The 16,040-nt window shown below is 66.4% G+C and carries 12 protein-coding genes and 1 riboswitch; of the genes, 8 read left to right on the top strand and 4 right to left on the bottom strand.

Annotation, left to right across the window (positions count from 1 at the left end; genetic code table 11):
* Nucleotides 1-7: 7 nt before the first annotated feature.
* A complete protein-coding gene (locus tag SJY41_RS11925) occupies nt 8-2,047 on the bottom strand; it encodes an L-dopachrome tautomerase-related protein (protein ID WP_380781956.1) in 2,040 nt (679 codons plus the stop codon).
* Between the two features lie 121 nt (nt 2,048-2,168).
* Here SJY41_RS11925 and SJY41_RS11920 point away from each other — a divergent pair, with 121 nt between their 5' ends.
* Nucleotides 2,169-2,705, top strand: a complete 537-nt coding sequence (locus tag SJY41_RS11920) for a hypothetical protein (RefSeq protein WP_380781954.1) — start codon at nt 2,169-2,171, stop codon at nt 2,703-2,705.
* A gap of 60 nt (nt 2,706-2,765) precedes the next feature.
* Here the strand turns inward: SJY41_RS11920 and msrB are convergent, their stop codons facing one another.
* Nucleotides 2,766-3,215, bottom strand: a complete 450-nt coding sequence (gene msrB / locus SJY41_RS11915; RefSeq protein WP_380781952.1) for a peptide-methionine (R)-S-oxide reductase MsrB — start codon at nt 3,213-3,215, stop codon at nt 2,766-2,768.
* A gap of 16 nt (nt 3,216-3,231) precedes the next feature.
* Nucleotides 3,232-3,993 carry an SDR family NAD(P)-dependent oxidoreductase gene (locus SJY41_RS11910; protein WP_380781950.1) on the bottom strand — a complete coding sequence of 254 codons (762 nt, stop codon included), beginning with the start codon at nt 3,991-3,993 and terminating at the stop codon, nt 3,232-3,234.
* A gap of 145 nt (nt 3,994-4,138) precedes the next feature.
* Here SJY41_RS11910 and SJY41_RS11905 point away from each other — a divergent pair, with 145 nt between their 5' ends.
* The 7 genes from SJY41_RS11905 (at nt 4,139) to alr (ending at nt 12,583) form a co-directional block, all read left to right on the top strand.
* Nucleotides 4,139-4,603, top strand: coding sequence for a DUF4126 domain-containing protein (locus SJY41_RS11905; RefSeq protein ID WP_380781948.1), 465 nt, complete (start codon nt 4,139-4,141; stop codon nt 4,601-4,603).
* Between the two features lie 48 nt (nt 4,604-4,651).
* A complete protein-coding gene (locus SJY41_RS11900) occupies nt 4,652-6,715 on the top strand; it encodes a TonB-dependent receptor (protein ID WP_380781946.1) in 2,064 nt (687 codons plus the stop codon).
* 35 nt (nt 6,716-6,750) lie between these two features.
* A riboswitch (cobalamin riboswitch) is annotated at nt 6,751-6,967 on the top strand.
* 113 nt (nt 6,968-7,080) lie between these two features.
* Nucleotides 7,081-8,979 (top strand): TonB-dependent receptor plug domain-containing protein, encoded by a 1,899-nt coding sequence (locus tag SJY41_RS11895; RefSeq protein WP_380781944.1) that lies wholly within the window; start codon nt 7,081-7,083, stop codon nt 8,977-8,979.
* Nucleotides 8,976-9,773, top strand: a complete 798-nt coding sequence (locus SJY41_RS11890) for an ABC transporter substrate-binding protein (protein ID WP_380781943.1) — start codon at nt 8,976-8,978, stop codon at nt 9,771-9,773. Before SJY41_RS11895 ends, SJY41_RS11890 begins: the two co-directional genes overlap by 4 nt.
* Nucleotides 9,770-10,738 (top strand): FecCD family ABC transporter permease, encoded by a 969-nt coding sequence (locus SJY41_RS11885; RefSeq protein ID WP_380781941.1) that lies wholly within the window; start codon nt 9,770-9,772, stop codon nt 10,736-10,738. Before SJY41_RS11890 ends, SJY41_RS11885 begins: the two co-directional genes overlap by 4 nt.
* The gene (locus SJY41_RS11880) at nt 10,729-11,508 is read left to right on the top strand and encodes an ABC transporter ATP-binding protein (RefSeq protein ID WP_380781939.1); all 780 of its coding nucleotides are present in this window, start codon (nt 10,729-10,731) and stop codon (nt 11,506-11,508) included. Before SJY41_RS11885 ends, SJY41_RS11880 begins: the two co-directional genes overlap by 10 nt.
* 49 nt (nt 11,509-11,557) lie before the next feature.
* A complete protein-coding gene (gene alr / locus SJY41_RS11875; protein WP_380784130.1) occupies nt 11,558-12,583 on the top strand; it encodes an alanine racemase in 1,026 nt (341 codons plus the stop codon).
* 111 nt (nt 12,584-12,694) lie between these two features.
* Here alr and SJY41_RS11870 read toward each other — a convergent pair whose 3' ends face one another.
* On the bottom strand, nt 12,695-15,970 hold the full coding sequence (locus SJY41_RS11870) for a TonB-dependent receptor domain-containing protein (protein WP_380781937.1): 3,276 nt from the start codon (nt 15,968-15,970) through the stop codon (nt 12,695-12,697).
* Nucleotides 15,971-16,040 lie beyond the last annotated feature (70 nt).

The raw sequence follows: 16,040 nt of genomic DNA, 5'->3' as shown, positions 1-16,040 counted from the left end.
TCGGGCCTCACTTTGCGGGTGCGAACGAGAACAGCGCGGTCTTGAGCGACGCGGGCGCACCGGGCTTGAACCAGTTGGTGTCCTGGATGTGGCTGGCGGTGACGTAGATGCGGCCGTCCGGGCCTTCCGAGAAGGTGTCGGGCCAGCGCAGGCGGGCGTCGGTCAGCACCGGCTCGACATGATCGCCGACCAGCCGTGTGATGCCGTTGTTCACCGGCGACGTCAGGTAGAGCGTGCCTGCCTTGCTCATCCACAGGCCGTCGGCGACGTGCGTCTGCGCGACGGTCTTCACGCCCGCGGCCCGCGTCGCCTCGCTGACGCCGTCGCGCAGCAGGGCGGTGTCGATCGAATAGAGGGTCTTGCCGGTGAGCGCCTGGTAATAGAGCGTCTTGCCGTCGTTGGAGATCGCGATGCCGTCCGCGGCGAAGGCAGGCTGGCGACCGTCGGGGCGGACGAGCGGCTTGCCGTCGGTCATCACCTTCACGGTCTTGTCGATCTGCGTCGACCCGTGCCCGTCGAGCGCGCGGAAGCCCTTGCCGGTTTCGAGATCGATGACGATGATCGCGCCGCGCGTCCCGGAATCAGTGATGTAGCCGGTCTTGCCGTCGGGCGAGAAGCGGATGTCGTTGAGGTAGGTGCCCTGCAACGCGACGTCGAGCGGCACCTTGATGACCTTGGTCACGCGGTTGGTGGCGAGGTCGACCTTGACCAGCTTGGGCGCGCCTTCGAGGATCTTCTCATTACCGGGCGCGCCGGGATCGAGCACCCACAGGTTGCCGTGGCCGTCGGGGACAATGGACTGCACGCAGACGAAGTAATCGCCGACCGGCATCTCGGCGGACTTGGCGTTGCGCCAGCTGTTCCACTTGGCGTCCGGATAGGCCTTGAGCGAGCCGTCCATCATCACTTCGGCGACCGAGATCGGCGCGTCGTCGGTCCAGCGCGGGAAGTTGACGAAGCGACGGCCGTCGGCGGTGACGGCGACGCCGGTTGCCTGGTGATCGAACTGCGCGACCTGGGTGAGCGGGCGACCGCTGGTCTGCGCCGTGGTCTGCGCGCTGGCGACACCGATCGCCGCGGCGGCGACGACGGCGATCGCGGCAGCGCCGGCGAGGAAGGGCTTGGTCTTGGACATTGTGAGGCTCCGGTCGGTGGTGTCGGACAAGTCGGCGGGATTGCCGGTGAAAAGCTGGATGAGATGGCGCGCAACCGCGTCGGGGGCTTCGCGCTGGATGAAATGGCCGACGCCGTTGAGCGTCACGAACGCGAACGGGCCGGTGAACTTGGCCGGTACCGCCGTGCTCGCCGATGGCGGGTTCACGCCGTCGACCGCGCCCTGGAAATACATCGTCGGCAAGGAGAGCGTCTTGGTCGCCTTCACCTTGTCCTCAAGCCACTGGCTGCGCGGATCGGGTTCGGCCTCGTTCCAGCGCGCGCGGTAGCTGTGCAGCGTGACGTCGGCCCAGTCTGGGTTCTTGAACGAGCGTGCGACGCGGTCGAAGGTCGCTTTGTCGAACCAGCCGGGGGGCGACCAATTGACCCAGTGGATGTGCGCGAAACCCTTGTGGTCGTCGCGAACGGCCTGCGCACCGCGCGCGGTGGCCATGAACCAGTGATACCATTGGCGCTGGGCCTGCTCGAAGGGCGGCGTCGGCATGCCGCCGAGACGGGGCGGGGTGGCGAGCATCGCCATCCGCTCGACACGGTCGGGCCAGCCGACCGCGAGCGCCTCCGCGGTGTTCGAGCCCCAATCATGCCCGGCGATCATGAATGTCTCGATCCCGAGCCCGTCCATCAGCGCGATCATGTCCATCGCCAGGATCGCGCTGTTCCCGGTGCGCGGCGCATTCCCGACGAACCGGGTTTCGCCGAAACCGCGCAGTGTCGGCACGATGGTCCGCAACCCGGCTGCGTTGAGCGCGGGGACGACCTCGTCCCAGGTCGATGCATCGTCGGGCCAGCCGTGGATCAGCAGGACCGGCTTCCCGTCGCGCGGCCCGGTATCGTTATAGGTGATTTGGAGGTCGTCGGTCGTCTGGATCGGCATGATGGTCCTCGTCGGATCGGGGTGTCGGGCTCGCGGTGGAAGCGGGCGACGCGAAGGGTCCTGGTACCAAAACAGTCTCGGGAGGCTGCTGTTCCGATCGCTAAGCCAATGATTCGTAAAGATGATCGCGCCGCCAGGCCGTGCGGACCGAATCGCGATCCGCGCGTTGTGGACGGCAGAACTTCAGGAGCAGACGATGGATTCACGACGTATGGCCGGCGCGATCGCAGGGGGCTTGGTAGCCGGGCTCGGTATCACCGCGCTGTTGATGGCGGGGGAGCGCAAGAGCGGGGAACCGTCAGAGATCGTCGCGCTCGAACGCAAGACGGCGGATAAACTCGGCATCGATACGCCGGCCGCGGATGCCCTGCCGTCGGCGCGCGAGCAGGCGGTCACGCAGAGCGGTCACCTGTTGCTGTCTGCGGCGGCGGGTGCGGTTTATGCCGCGACGGTCGACGAGGAAGCATCGGTCATCGTCTCGGGCCTGATGTTCGGCGCAGCGTTCTATGCGGCGATGCACTGGATCACGGGGCCGTTGCTGGGCGTGAAGCCGCCAGAGTGGCAGGCCGATGCGAAGACGATCGGTATGCACAGCGTGAACCATGCGGTGTTCGGGCTGGTCACGGCGCTGGGTGCCAAGCTCGCCACCCGGGGCTGAAGGAAAGCGTCATCGAAGACGCGACGGTGTGCCTGTGCGGCACACCGTCACGCGTCATCGTCAGCCTGCCGCGTCTACCTGCGGCAGGTAGGCTGCGTACCCGTTGGCTTCCATCTCGGCGCGCGGGACGAACCGCAACGACGCCGAGTTGATGCAGTAGCGCAGGCCACCCTTGTCCTGCGGGCCATCCTCGAACACGTGGCCGAGATGGCTGTCGGCACCCGCCGAACGGATTTCGGTACGGACCATGCCGTGGCTGCGATCGTGGAGTTCGGCGACGTGCTCGGGCGTGATCGGCTTGGTGAAGCTCGGCCAGCCGCAATGCGAATCGAACTTGTCGGCGGATGCGAACAGCGGCTCGCCCGAGACGATATCGACGTAGAGACCGGGCTCGCGCGTGTTGAGATATTCGCCGGTGCCCGGCCGCTCGGTGCCGCTCTGCTGCGTGACGTGGAACTGCTCGGGAGTGAGCTTGGCGATCGCCTCCTCGGTCTTCTTGTAGTCGGTCATGGTGATCCTCTCGCGCTCAGGAGAGCGCTGGTTGGCCGTTCGAGGCGGACAGGCCGCCGTCGACCGGCAGGTTGACCCCGGTTATATAGTGCGCGTCGGCGCTAGCCAAAAACACTATGGCGCCGGCGATGTCTTCGGGCTGTGCGCCGCGTGCCATCGGGATGCGCTCCTCGAACTTCGCGATCAGGTCGGGCTGGTCCTTCATGCCCGCGGTGAGCGCGGTGTAGGTGAGCGACGGGTTGACCGCGTTGACGCGGACGCCGTGCTTCGCCTCGTCCATCGCGAGCGCGCGGGTGAAGTTGGTGACCGCACCCTTGGCGGCGCAATAGAAGCTGTGATTCCAGTCGCCGCCCAGGCCCGATACGGACGAGACGTTGACGATGCAGCCCTTGTTCGCGCGCAAGGTGGCGATCGCGGCACGGCTCATATGGACGACGCCGTAGAGGTCGGTCTCGATGACCTTGGTGAATTCGGAGAGGTCGCCCTCGTCGAGCTTGCCGAGATGGTCGACGCCGGCATCGTTGACGAGCACGTCGATGCGGCCGAACTTGTCGACCGCGCGGGCGACCAGCGCCTCGCAAGCGGCCATGTCGGAGACGTCGGTTTCGAGCGTTTCGACGGTCGTGCCGTCGAGGCTGGCGGCGACCTTCGCGAGGCCGTCCGCGTCCTTGTCGCCGAGTACGAGCGTCGCGCCCTCCGCGGCGAAGCGACGTGCGGCACCCTCACCGATGCCCGACGCGGCGCCGGTGATCAGTATGATCTTACCATCGAATCTCATCGATCTGTGTCCTGAAGCTTTGGAAGATACCGCGATGAACGACCGACGGGCCTGGCGGTTTCCTTGCCGAATCAACGAGATCGGCGGCGGACCCCGGCCGGCCCCGCGCGCGTTAGTGCGACGAACCTGTTTTTCGGAGATCACCATGCTCGCATCCTTCCTGATGGGCCTTGTCGGTGGCCAGCGTGCGATGACGCCGCTCGCTGCGGTGGCCATTGCAGCCGCTCGGGACGAACTGCCCACCGACAACGGCGCACCGAAACTGCTGTCGCATCCCGCCGTCGCGGCGGGCGCGCTGGCGCTGGCGATCGGTGAGATGGCGGGGGACAAGCAGAAGACCGCCCCGGACCGCATCGTTCCGATCGGCCTTGCCGCGCGATTCGTGACGTCGGCGATCGCGGGCGCCGCGCTCGTGCCGCGTCGTCAGCGTTGGCTGGGCGCGGCCGTCGGCGGCCTGACCGCCGTGGCGGCATCCTATCCCGGCTGGCGCGCGAGGATGGCGGCGATGTCGCAGTATGGCCAGACGCCGACGGGGTTCGTGGAAGATGCGGTTGTTCTGACGGGTGCGGCGGCGATTGCCCGCAACGCGGCGAAACTCGGCGCGGCCTGACCTCGGAGGTGTATTCCGGGCGAGCGGAAAAGCTGCCATGCGGCGGTGATGATCCGTATCTCATTCTCCACGCTCGCCTTCGTCTTGATTTCGTCCGGGAGCGCGGTCGCGCAAACGACCGTCGCGCCTGCTGACCAGTCGGCTGACATCGTCGTCACCGGGCGCGGGCTTGCCGATGCGCCAGGCGATCGTGCGTACGACATCGTCACGATCGATCGCGATCGGATCCAGGCTAATGCGAGCAACCGGCTGGAGAGCGTGCTGGCCGATGTCGCGGGGCTCCAGCAGTTCCGCCGATCTGATTCTCGCAGTGCCAACCCGACCAGCCAGGGTATTTCGCTGCGCGGGATCGGCGGCAATGCGTCGAGCCGCGCGCTGCTGATCTTCGACGGCGTACCGCAGGCGGATCCGTTCGGCGGATGGATCGCGTTTCCGGCGTATGCCACTGGCCGGCTCGGACGGATCCGCGTCACGCGCGGCGGCGGTAGCGGGTACCAGGGACCCGGTGCACTGGCCGGCACCGTCGAGCTGGAGAGCGCGACTCCCGATCAACTGACGCCGTTCCAGGGCAGCGTCGCATACGGCAGCCGCGACTCGGTCGACGCGCAAGGATCCGCAGCACTGGTTCGTGGATCGGGGTTCGCGACGTTGTCGGGCGCGTATGCGCGCGGCGATGGCTTTACCCCGACGGTCGAGGAAAGCCGCGGCATCGTCGATCGGGCGGCACCGTACGAGCAGGCCTCGGGTGCGCTGCGGACCGTCGTGGGTGTCGGTGCGAAGACCGAATTGCAGATGAATGCGAGCGCGTTCACCGACAGGCGCGACCGAGGCAGCGACTTTACCGACAACAAGAGCGAAGGCGCCGACGCCAGCATCCGCCTGATCGGCCGCGGGAACTGGGGGTATTCGGCGCTTGCCTATCTGCAGACGCGGGCGTTCGCGAGCAGCTTCAACAGCATCAATGCCACGCGGACGACCGCGATCCAGTCGCTGAACCAGTATAATACGCCGGCGACCGGGCTTGGCGGACGGATCGAGATTGCGCCGCCCTTGGGCGAGAGCATCACGTTGCGCCTCGGCTCGGATATCCGCGACGTCAGCGGCAAGACGCAGGAACTCTATACCTTCGTGAACACTGTGCCGACACGGCGGCGCGAGGCGGGCGGAAGCACGACGACGACCGGCGTGTTCGCCGACGGCAGCCTGGTCGCGGGCGACTTCACCTTCAGCCTCGGCGGGCGGATTGACTGGTGGTCGATCGACGGCGGCTATTTGTCCGAACGCCCGCTGGCGGGCGGCACCGCGTTGACCAATCTGCGCTACGCCGACCGCAATGGCAGCGAGACGACGGGGCGTGCGGGGATCGCGTACAAGCCGCTCGACGCGATTACGGTGCGCGCCGCCGGCTATCGCGGGTGGCGGTTGCCGACGCTCAACGAACTGTATCGCCCGTTCCGCGTCGGCAACGATGCGACGGCGGCGAATGCCGTGTTGTCGCCGGAGCGGCTGACCGGGGTCGAAGGCGGCGTGACGCTGACGCCTGCGCCGGGGGTCAGCATCGCCGCGACGTATTTCTACAACCGGCTGAAGGATGCGATCGCCAACGTGACGACGACCACTCCGACGCAGGTCTTACCGGGCGTGACGACCTACCGCATCCGCCAGAACCTCGATGCGATCCGCGCGCATGGGTTCGAGCTGGATGCGTCGTATCGACCGGGGCCGTTCGGCGTGCAGGCATCGTGGTCGCATACCAACTCGACGGTCGAGGGCTCCGGCATTACCGCCGCGCTCGATGGCTTGCGACCGGCGCAGACACCGCGCGACCAGGTGTCGGGGACGATCGACTGGCGGCACGATGCGGCGGCGCTGTCGCTGACCGTGCGGCATATCGGCCAGCAATATGACGACGACCAGAATACGCGGGTGCTCGATCCAGCGACGACGCTGGATGCGTATGCGGCGGTGCCGATCATGCGCTCGCTGGTCGCCGAACTGCGCGGCGAGAATGTGTTCAACGAGCGGGTCGAGGCGGGGATCAGCGGCGCGAACATCGTCGAGCGCGCAACGCCGCGGACGATCTGGGTCGGGTTGCGCTACGGCATCCGTTGAACCGGTGCGCGTTGACCCGTGTCCGGGCCGCGACTAATGGCAACGGCGTGAAGGGTTCCCGGTGACGGGATCAAAAGGGAAGCCGGTGCGCGGAAAGGTCTTCAGGACCCAAGTCCGCAAGACCGGCGCTGTCCCCGCAACTGTGACCGGATAGCGGCCACCCCGATTAGGCCACTGGGTTTCGATCCGGGAAGGCGGGGTGGTCACGATGACCCGGAAGCCAGGAGACCTGCCGTTCACGGTCGATCCACTGCGCGGGCGGGTGCTCCGGCGCGGACGAGTGTCCCGATCAAACGGGGTTCCCTCGAGCGAGAGACGTCTGCCGCTCCGCGAATGGTCGCGGGTGGTTTTGCAGGACGTACCCCATGACGAAATTCTTCCTTCTCCTGAGCGCGGCGCTGATCGCATCGCCGGCCTATGCGCAGGACATTCCCGACAGTGACGCGCCCGAACTCGTCGTGACCGCGACCCGCGTCGCGCAGCCCGCGAGCGAAGTCGGTCAGGCGGTGACCGTGATCGACCGCGCCGAGATCGAGCGTCGCCAGACCGTCGTCGTGTCCGATCTGCTCGCGACCACGCCGGGTGTCACAGTCACGCGCAACGGCACGCTGGGTGCGCTGACCGGCGTGCGGATCCGCGGCGCCGAATCCGACCAGACTCTGGTCGTGATCGACGGCGTGCGCGTCAACGATCCCTCGTCGACCGGCGGCGGCTTCGATTTCGGCAATCTTCTGTCCAGTTCGGTCGAGCGGATCGAAGTGTTGCGCGGGCCGAACTCGGTGCCATGGGGCAGCCAGGCGATCGGCGGTGTCGTCAATATCATCACCGCCGCGCCGACCGAAGGCGTTCAGGCACGCGCCAATGCGGAATATGGCTATGCCGACAGCGTGTTCGCGAGTGCGGGCGTGTCGGGCGCGAAGGGGCCGGTGTCGGGATCGCTGACCGGCGGCTATCTGAAGACCGACGGCATCTCGTCGGCGGCCGACGGCACGGAGCGGGACGGGTACCGTCAATATGGCGCGACCGGGCGGCTGGGCGTCGAGTTCACGCCTGGGATCGGCCTCGACCTGCGCGGGTATTTCGCGGACAGCCGGGTCGAATTGGATGGCTTCCCGGCGCCGACATATGAGTTCGCCGACACCGCCGACTACAGCAAGACGCAGGAGCTTTACGGCTATGCGGGCCTTCACGCGAACTTCGCCGACGGACGGTTCAACAACCGGGTCGCGTTCACGATCGCCGACATCAACCGCGACAATTACGAACCGGCGTTCGGCGCGGACCCGTCGTTCATCGGCCGCGGCCGCAGCGAGCGCTACGAATATCAGGGCGACTTCCGTCCGCTCGACCAAGTCCGCGTCGTCGCCGGCGTCGAGCGCGAGAACAGCCGCTTCAACGACGGTTTCACCTATGCCGATACCGGGATCACCAGCGTTTACGGCCAACTGATCGTTAAGCCGCTCGACATCCTCACGCTGACCGGCGGCGTCCGCAACGACGATCACGAGGATTTCGGCAACCACACCACGTTCGGTGCGAATGCGGCACTGGCGCTGCGCACCGGTACCACCGTCCGCGCGAGCTATGGCGAAGGGTTCAAGGCGCCGACGCTGTACCAGCTCTTCTCGGATTACGGGAACCGCGACCTCGATCCGGAGACCGCGCGCAACTTCGATGTCGGCGTCGAACAGGCGTTTCTGGATAACCGCGCCCGCGTCGGCGTGACGTACTTCAATCGCCGCACGCGCAACCAGATCGACTTCCGCGACTGCAGTCCGGCGGAGCAGGCGACAATTGGCTCGATCTGCGTCGATCGCCCGTTCGGTGTGTACAACAACGTCGCGCGCGCCGAGGCGGACGGGGTCGAATTCACGCTGGCGCTGCGTCCGGTCGATGCGCTGACGCTCACCGCCAACTACAGCTACATCCACACCGAGAACCGCTCGATCGGCGCGAATTACGGCAACGAACTTGCGCGCCGTCCGCAGCAGACCGCCAGCGTCAACGCCGATTACCGGTTCCCGTTCGGGCTCTCGATCGGCGGCACCGTGACGATGGTCGACGACAGCTTCAACGACGCCGCCAATACGACGCGGATCGATGGGTATGCGATCGGCGGCGTCCGCGCGGAGTTTCCGATCGGTGAGCGGTTCGCGATCTACGGTCGCGTCGATAACGTCACCGACGCGAGCTATCAGACAGTCACCGGCTACGGCACCTATGGCCGGGCGGCGTATGGCGGCGTGCGGTTGCGCCTGAAGTGAGGCTGGGGCCGATCCTTGCCGCCCTGCTGCTCGGGGGCTGTGCAGCACCGCCGAGCGGGGGCGGGGGGATCGTCTCGACCAACCCGTGCGTGGATTCGGTGCTGGTCCGGATCCTGCCGCCCGCGCGGATCGCCGCGATCAGCCGGTATTCGCAGGATCCGTCCGCGACCTCGATCCCGCTCGACGTCGCGCGGCGTTATCGTGCGACCGCGGGGACCGCCGAGGAGGTGATTGCGCTGCACCCCGACCTCGTCATCGCCAGCACCTATACGCCGCCTGCTACCCAGGCGGCGTACGCGCGGGCCGGGTTGAAGACGCTGCTGCTTGGCATTCCCGACTCGATCGCGGAGAGCCAGGCGCAGGTCACGCAGATTGCCGACGCCGTCGGTGCGCCTGCGGGCGGCGCGCGGATCAATGCAGATATCGATCATGCAGTGGCGCGCTGGAGCCGCAAGGATGGACCGTCGCAGAGCGCCTTGCTCTATATCAGCGGAGATCTCGCGACCGGGGGGAGCACGTTGCTGAACGAGATGATGACACGCGTCGGCTTCCGCAACGCCGCCGCGAGCTATGGGCTGACGCATACCGGGACGGTCTCCGCCGAAACGATCGTGACGCGTCCGCCTGCCGTGGTGATCGCGTCGGAACGCGTCGGTCGGGGGACGGCACTGCGCCACCGGCTGCTGCCGAACACGCCGCAAGCCGTCTTTCCGCGTGTGCTGATCAACTGTGGCGGGTCGACCATTCCGCCGGCACTCGAACGCCTCGCCGCGATCCGCGCGAGCGTGTCGTGAATCGCGCGCTCAAGCTTGTGGCGCTCTGCCTGCTGGTGGTCGTGCTGTTCGGGCTGTCGCTCGGCTGCGGCAAGGTGTGGGTGCCTCTTGAAGCGTGGTTCTCGAGCGACCCGCGGTGGTGGATCATTCTGGAGCTACGGTTGCCGCGCGCCGTGCTCGGACTCGCGCTAGGCGCCACGCTCGGGCTGTCGGGGGCTGTCCTGCAAGGCTATCTCCGCAATCCGCTCGCCGACCCGGCGGTGGTCGGCGTGTCGTCGGTGGCAGCCCTCGGCGCCGTGGCTGCGATCATCTTCGGGGTCGGCTCCGGGCCGGCGATCTTCGCCGCCGCGATGGTCGGGGCAGGGGGCGCGGTGGCGTTGCTCGCCGCGCTGACATGGCGGTCACCGAGTGCGATCACCTTCATCCTAGTCGGCACGGTGCTCGCCAGCCTTGCCGGTGCGCTGACCGCATTTCTGATCTCTATCGCGCCGAACCCCTATGCGGTCGCCGAGGTGATCGACTGGATCATGGGCGCGCTGACCGATCGCGGTTGGGACGATATCAAGCTCGCCTTGCCACCGATGCTGCTCGGCGCGGTCTTGCTGATGTTCACCGGGCGGTCGCTCGACGCGCTGTCGCTGGGCGAGGCGGCGGCGCGGTCGCTCGGCGTGCGGATGGGGCGGGTGCGGTTGCTAGTGGTGCTCGGTACCGGCCTCGTCATCGGCGCGGGCGTCGCGGTCACCGGCGTGATCGGTTTCGTCGGGCTGGTCGTGCCGCATCTCTTGCGGCCCCTCTTTGGCCACCGACCGGGCGCGCTGTTGCTGCCCTCCGCGCTTGGTGGCGCAGCTTTGGTGCTCGCGGCGGACAGCCTCGTGCGGCTTGCGCCCGGCGCCGGCGAAGTCCGGCTCGGCGTCGCGATGGCGTTGATCGGGGCGCCGTTCTTCCTCGGGTTGCTGGTCAAGGAACGGGGCCGCGCATGGATTTGATCGTCGACGCGCTGAGCGTGAAGCTCGGCAAGCGCACTGTCCTGCACGATGTGTCCGCGCACCTTCGCCCCGGCCGCGTCACCGCGATCCTCGGCCCCAACGGCGCCGGCAAGAGCACGCTGGTCAAAGCTGCCGCGGCGCTGGTCGGTCGTAGCGGGGGAAGCGTCCGGCTCGATACGCAGGACGTGGCGACAATGGACCCCCGTGCCCGTGCCCGCGCGATCGGCTACCTGCCGCAGGACGCGACGGTCCACTGGAACATCGTCGCGCGCGATGTCGTGGCGCTCGGCCGCCTGCCACACCTTGGCGCGCATGCCGCGCCGTCGTCAGTCGATCATGCAGCCGTTGTGCGGGCGATGCACGACACCGAGACCACGCACCTTGCCGATCGCCCGGTCGGCGAACTCTCCGGCGGCGAGCGCGCGCGCGTGCTGCTGGCGCGCGTGCTGGCGGGCGAACCCGACTGGCTGCTCGCCGACGAACCGCTCGCCAGCCTCGATCCCTCGCACCAGATCGACTTGCTCGCGCGGCTGCGAAAATATGCGGCCGTCGGGGCGGGGGTGGCAATCGTCCTGCACGATCTCGTCCAGGCGCAGCGTGCCGCCGACGACGCGCTGCTGATCTCGGACGGTCGGATCGTAGCGTCTGGTCCGGTCGCCGACGTGATGACCGCGGACACGCTCGGTCGCGTGTTCGGCGTTCGCGTTGCGGCGCTCGACGACGGAGACCGCCGCCTGCTCGTGCCGGTCGGACGCATCGAAGCGGCATAGACGGTCGACGCGCAGGGTCCGGGGCACTATCCCGCGCCGGGTGATCGACATTCCTGCCCCCCTCCGCCTCCGCCTCGACGGCGACGCCCTCGTCCAGAACTGGCGTACGCTCGACCGCATGAGCGGCACCGCGGCGTGCGGCGCTGCGGTCAAGGCTAACGGCTACGGCCTGGGGGCGGTCGAAGTCGCACGGCAGTTGGCGAATGGAGGCTGCCGCGACTTCTTCGTCTCGAACTGGCAGGAAGCGGCCGAATTAGCACCGCTGGGCTTGACCGTGTCCGTCCTCCACGGTGTCCGCGAGGAAGATATGCCCGCCGCGGCTGCCGGCTTCGCCCGCCCGGTCCTCAACACCGCTACCCAGGTCGCGCGCTGGAAAGCAGCCGGCGGGGGGGCATGCGACGTTATGGTCGACACCGGAATGAACCGCCTCGGAGTGTCGGCGGACGATATCGCGGAGGGTCTTCTCGACGGTCTCTCGATCGAAACGCTGATGAGCCATCTCGCGTGCGCGGACGAAGACGTTCCGATGAACGCGGTGCAACGCGACCGGTTCGCGGCACTGGCAGGCACGACAACGGCCAAGCGGATGAGCCTGGCCAATTCCGCGGGTATCGCGCTCGACGGCTATGCGTTCGACCTGACCCGGCCGGGGCTGGCGCTCTATGGGGGCGTGCCTCGCGCCGATCTGAATGCTGCGATCCGACCGGTCGTGACGATCGAAGCCCAGATCCTCCAGCGCCGCCGTGTCGAGGCAGGGAAAACGGTGGGCTATAATGCGACCTGGACTGCGCAAGCGGACACCGCCGTGGCGATCGTCAACCTTGGCTATGCGGACGGCTATTTCCGCGGCTATTCCGATCGCGGAACAGCATGGGCGGACGGGCAGCGGCTTGGCGTCATCGGCCGGGTCTCGATGGATCTGGTGGCAGTGTCCGTCGACGCAATGCCGTCTCTGACGGAAGGCGACTGGATCGGTTTCGATACCGATTTGCCACAGGCGGCGGCGGTATCCGGCATGTCACAATATGAACTGCTGACGGCGCTGGGCGGCCGTTTCGCACGCCATTGGCGGTAGTCGTCGGCCCGCGCGCAACCCGCCGATCGCCGACACGTCCAGTCCCTCAAAACGAAACGGGGGCCGGTGGAAACCACCGACCCCCGCGTCACGCCATGTTCGATCGGACGATCAGAACTTGGCCTGGAACCCTGCATAGAATTTGCGGCCCAGTGGTTCGAAGATCGCCGTACCTGCACCGATACCGGTCGAGCCGAGCGGCGGAAGACGGTCGGTCAGGTTGTCGATACCGAAGTAGAAGTTGGTATCGCGCGTGATGTTAACGCCGAGCTTGACGTCCATGTAGAACACATCCGGGTAGTAAGGGATGTCATAATCGTCGAGGTTCTGGGGAACGCGGCCCTGGAAGCTCTCATGGTTCTCGATGGCGCCAACCGACTGCTTAGTGATGTAGCGCATCTGCAGGTTGCCAAAGATCGTCCCGAAGTCCGCACCTAGGTTCCAGTTGACCTGATCCTTGGGCGAACCGATCTCGCCGACGACGGTGTCTGCGAAGCCCGGCTGCGTCGGATCGGTGAACGAGCTGTTCGTCAACACGTGGGTGTAGACGATGTGGCTGTTCAGACGCACGTTGCCGAAGGTGTGGCTGTAGTTCAGGTCGACGTCGATGCCGCGAACCTGCAGCTTAGCGTAGTTCAGCAGGGTCTGCTGAAGGCTGCCCTCGACGACGCGGTAAGCTTCTTCGCCGGCAGGTCCGGTCTGGCCAGCAGCGACGCGCTGGAACAGCGAGCAGAACTGGTTGGCCGTCGTCGGCGAATCGTAGCAGCTGTTGATGATCCCCTGTGCCGACGGCGCGGTGATCACGTTGTTGACCTTGATGTTGTAGTAATCGACCGACAGCGTCAGGCCTGGCGTGAAGGTCGGCTGGATGACCACACCATAGGTGTAGGAGTCCGACTTCTCGACATCCAGATCCGGGTTGCCGCCGCTGACGATCTCGAGCGTCTGAGCATAGACATAGTCATACGTGCTCGGGATGCCCGCTGCTGCGCAATTTGCGGCGCGGAACTGCGTCCCACCCGCGAGGTTGCGAGCGGAGCACGGATCGGCGACCGTCGCGAAGTTCTGCGACTGCGGCGAGTACAGATCCGAGAGGTTTGGCGCGCGGACGGACCGCGAGTAGTTCGCCCGGAAGCGAATGCCGTCGACCGGTGTGTAGGTGGCGTTGCCGCTATAGGCGTACACGGTGCCAGCCGAGCCCTTGTAATCGGATACGCGCCCCGAACCGCTCAGCGTCAACTCGCGGATAAGCGTGATATCCTTGAGCAGAGGAACGCGGATTTCGCCGTAAGCTTCCTTCACCGCGAACGAGGTCGGGTCGAACTTGCCGATCGCGTTGTAGAACGTGTAGCCGGCCGAAACCAACGGGTCCTGCTCGTAATAGGCGGTCTCACGACGATACTCACCGCCGAGCGAGAAGCCGATGTCGCCACCGGGCAGCGTGAACAGCTGGCTCAGGTCGCCCGAAACAAAGCCGTTGATATCGAGCTGCGTAATCTTGCCGCTCGAGACGGTGTCCTGCAGGACGTAGTTCTTGGCAGCCTGCGAGATGTTGCCCGTGCCGAACGGATTGAGCGGCTTACAGGCGGCGATGTCGGCGTTCAGGATCGCCTGACCGGCAGAGTTCAGGTTGCCGTCCCCGTCGAGGTTTGCACCCACGGCCTGCGAGATCGAAGCCGCACGGGCGGCGGACGTCTGCGAACCGCAGACGATCTGCCCGTTTGGACCAGTGACCGCGTCGAGTGCGAGCAATGCGCGCTGCGTGTTCAGGTTGCCCAGCACCTTGGTCTTCTCGTGGAACTCGCCGTAGTTCCCCGAAAGCTCGTAGTGCCAGTCATCGTTGAAGTCACCGCGGACGCCGCCGACAATGCGGTAGGTTTCACGCCGTGCTTCTTCGGTACGAACGCCGAGATCGGTCAGGTTCTTGCGCAGGATGAAGCGGAACGAACCGTTGTTGATTGCCGTGATGTTCGCTGCGGTCAGTGGCGCGTTGGTCGTCGGGTTGATGCCGCTCGCGATGATCTGTGCGGCGATCGTGTTGCGCGCGTCCGCCGAAAGATACGGGTTGTCCAGACGTGGACGCTCGTACAGCGCGTCCAACGTGCTGCCGGTGTAGAACGCCGGGCCCGAGCTGCCCTGACCGACCGAATCGGTGCGCGAGTATTTGGCTTCGATGAAGGGGACGAACGCGTCCGAAACTTCGAAATGGCCGATCAGGTTCGCCGAGTAGCGGTTGAGTTCCGGCAGGATCTGGATCAGCTGGCCTTCGCGGCGGGTGTCGCCGTTACCGCCGAGATACGAGCCGGCTGGAACCGCGCTGGCACGAAGCGGGCTGGCGGCGGTGCCGGTGCCCGCGGTGGCGGCGAGGCCGACGCGTGAGCCGGTTTCCTGAGACAGGCCGCCCGAGGACTGGAACAGGTAGTTGCACGAGAACGGACGACCCGCATTGTTGAAGGCCGCGGTCGGGGTGTTGTCACGTCCGCACGCGCCTGTGGGGCTCGCGAAAGCGACGAGGCCACCAGCCGAGATGGTTGCCGAGCGGATATCGCGGAAGAAAACCGCATCGGGGATGCCGTCGGAGTTGAGGTTGGTCTGACCCGCAGCGACGCCGGCAGCATCGGAGTCGGTGGACACAAACCCGTCTGCATGGCGCAGATTCTTGCGGTCCGACGCGTACAGCGCGTTCTGACGCGAATATTCGAGATCGACGGCGATGTTGCCGCGACCGTCTGCGAAGTTCTTGCCGGCAAGAACGCTACCGAAATAGGAACCCGCGTCACCGCGCTGACTGATTGCACCCTGGCTGCGGATCTGCAGGCCGTCGTAATGGTCCTTCAGGATGAAGTTGACGACACCGGCCAGTGCATCCGAACCATAGACGCCCGAGTTGCCGCCGGTGGTGAGGTCGACGCGCTCGAGCAGGTCGGTCGGGATGGTGTTGGTGTCGACCGAGACCGCGTTGTTCAGGATGTCCGAACCGACATGGCGGCGGCCATTGACGAGAACCAGCGTACGCTGTGTGCCGAGGCCGCGCAGATCGAGAAGGTTGAGGCCCGCGGTGCCAAGGAAGCGAGTCGAGTTCGCCTGGCTGAACGTGCTCTGCAACTGCGGCAGGTCGTTCAGGACGTCGCCGATGGATGTCTTGGCCGTCGTGGTGAGCTCTACGGCACTGACGCTCGTGACCGGAACGGCGGACTGACCGTTCGGGCTCGCGATGCGCGAACCGGTTACCAGAATTTCGTCGTTCTGCGGCGCAGCCTGGTCCTGAGCGACGTCTTGCGTCGGCACGGTGACCGGATCAGTCGCGGTCTGCGCGAATGCGATACTCGGTATCCCCGCAAGCGCACCGACAAGTGCAGTTGCACCCAAAAAGCGAGATAACATCATGAAAAAGCCCCCGTTTCGGCATATATGCCTGACGTTTTCAAGCTGACGAGACGGGGGCGCTCGTGCAACG

The sequence above is a fragment of the Sphingomonas sp. R86520 genome (genome assembly GCF_042466285.1).
GTDB lineage: Bacteria > Pseudomonadota > Alphaproteobacteria > Sphingomonadales > Sphingomonadaceae > Sphingomonas.
Note: the sequence above shows the minus strand (reverse complement) of the source record. Positions and strands in the feature narration are given on the sequence as shown.

Bases quoted from the DNA above. Each gene is read 5' to 3' on its own strand.
- SJY41_RS11900 (WP_380781946.1), top strand. From the start codon at position 4,652: ATGATCCGTATCTCATTCTCCACGCTCGCCTTCGTCTTGATTTCGTCC.
- SJY41_RS11905 (WP_380781948.1), top strand. From the start codon at position 4,139: ATGCTCGCATCCTTCCTGATGGGCCTTGTCGGTGGCCAGCGTGCGATG.
- SJY41_RS11870 (WP_380781937.1), bottom strand. From the start codon at position 15,970: ATGATGTTATCTCGCTTTTTGGGTGCAACTGCACTTGTCGGTGCGCTT.
- msrB (WP_380781952.1), bottom strand. From the start codon at position 3,215: ATGACCGACTACAAGAAGACCGAGGAGGCGATCGCCAAGCTCACTCCC.
- SJY41_RS11925 (WP_380781956.1), bottom strand. From the start codon at position 2,047: ATGCCGATCCAGACGACCGACGACCTCCAAATCACCTATAACGATACC.
- SJY41_RS11910 (WP_380781950.1), bottom strand. From the start codon at position 3,993: ATGAGATTCGATGGTAAGATCATACTGATCACCGGCGCCGCGTCGGGC.
- SJY41_RS11920 (WP_380781954.1), top strand. From the start codon at position 2,169: ATGATCGCGCCGCCAGGCCGTGCGGACCGAATCGCGATCCGCGCGTTG.
- SJY41_RS11880 (WP_380781939.1), top strand. From the start codon at position 10,729: ATGGATTTGATCGTCGACGCGCTGAGCGTGAAGCTCGGCAAGCGCACT.
- SJY41_RS11895 (WP_380781944.1), top strand. From the start codon at position 7,081: ATGACGAAATTCTTCCTTCTCCTGAGCGCGGCGCTGATCGCATCGCCG.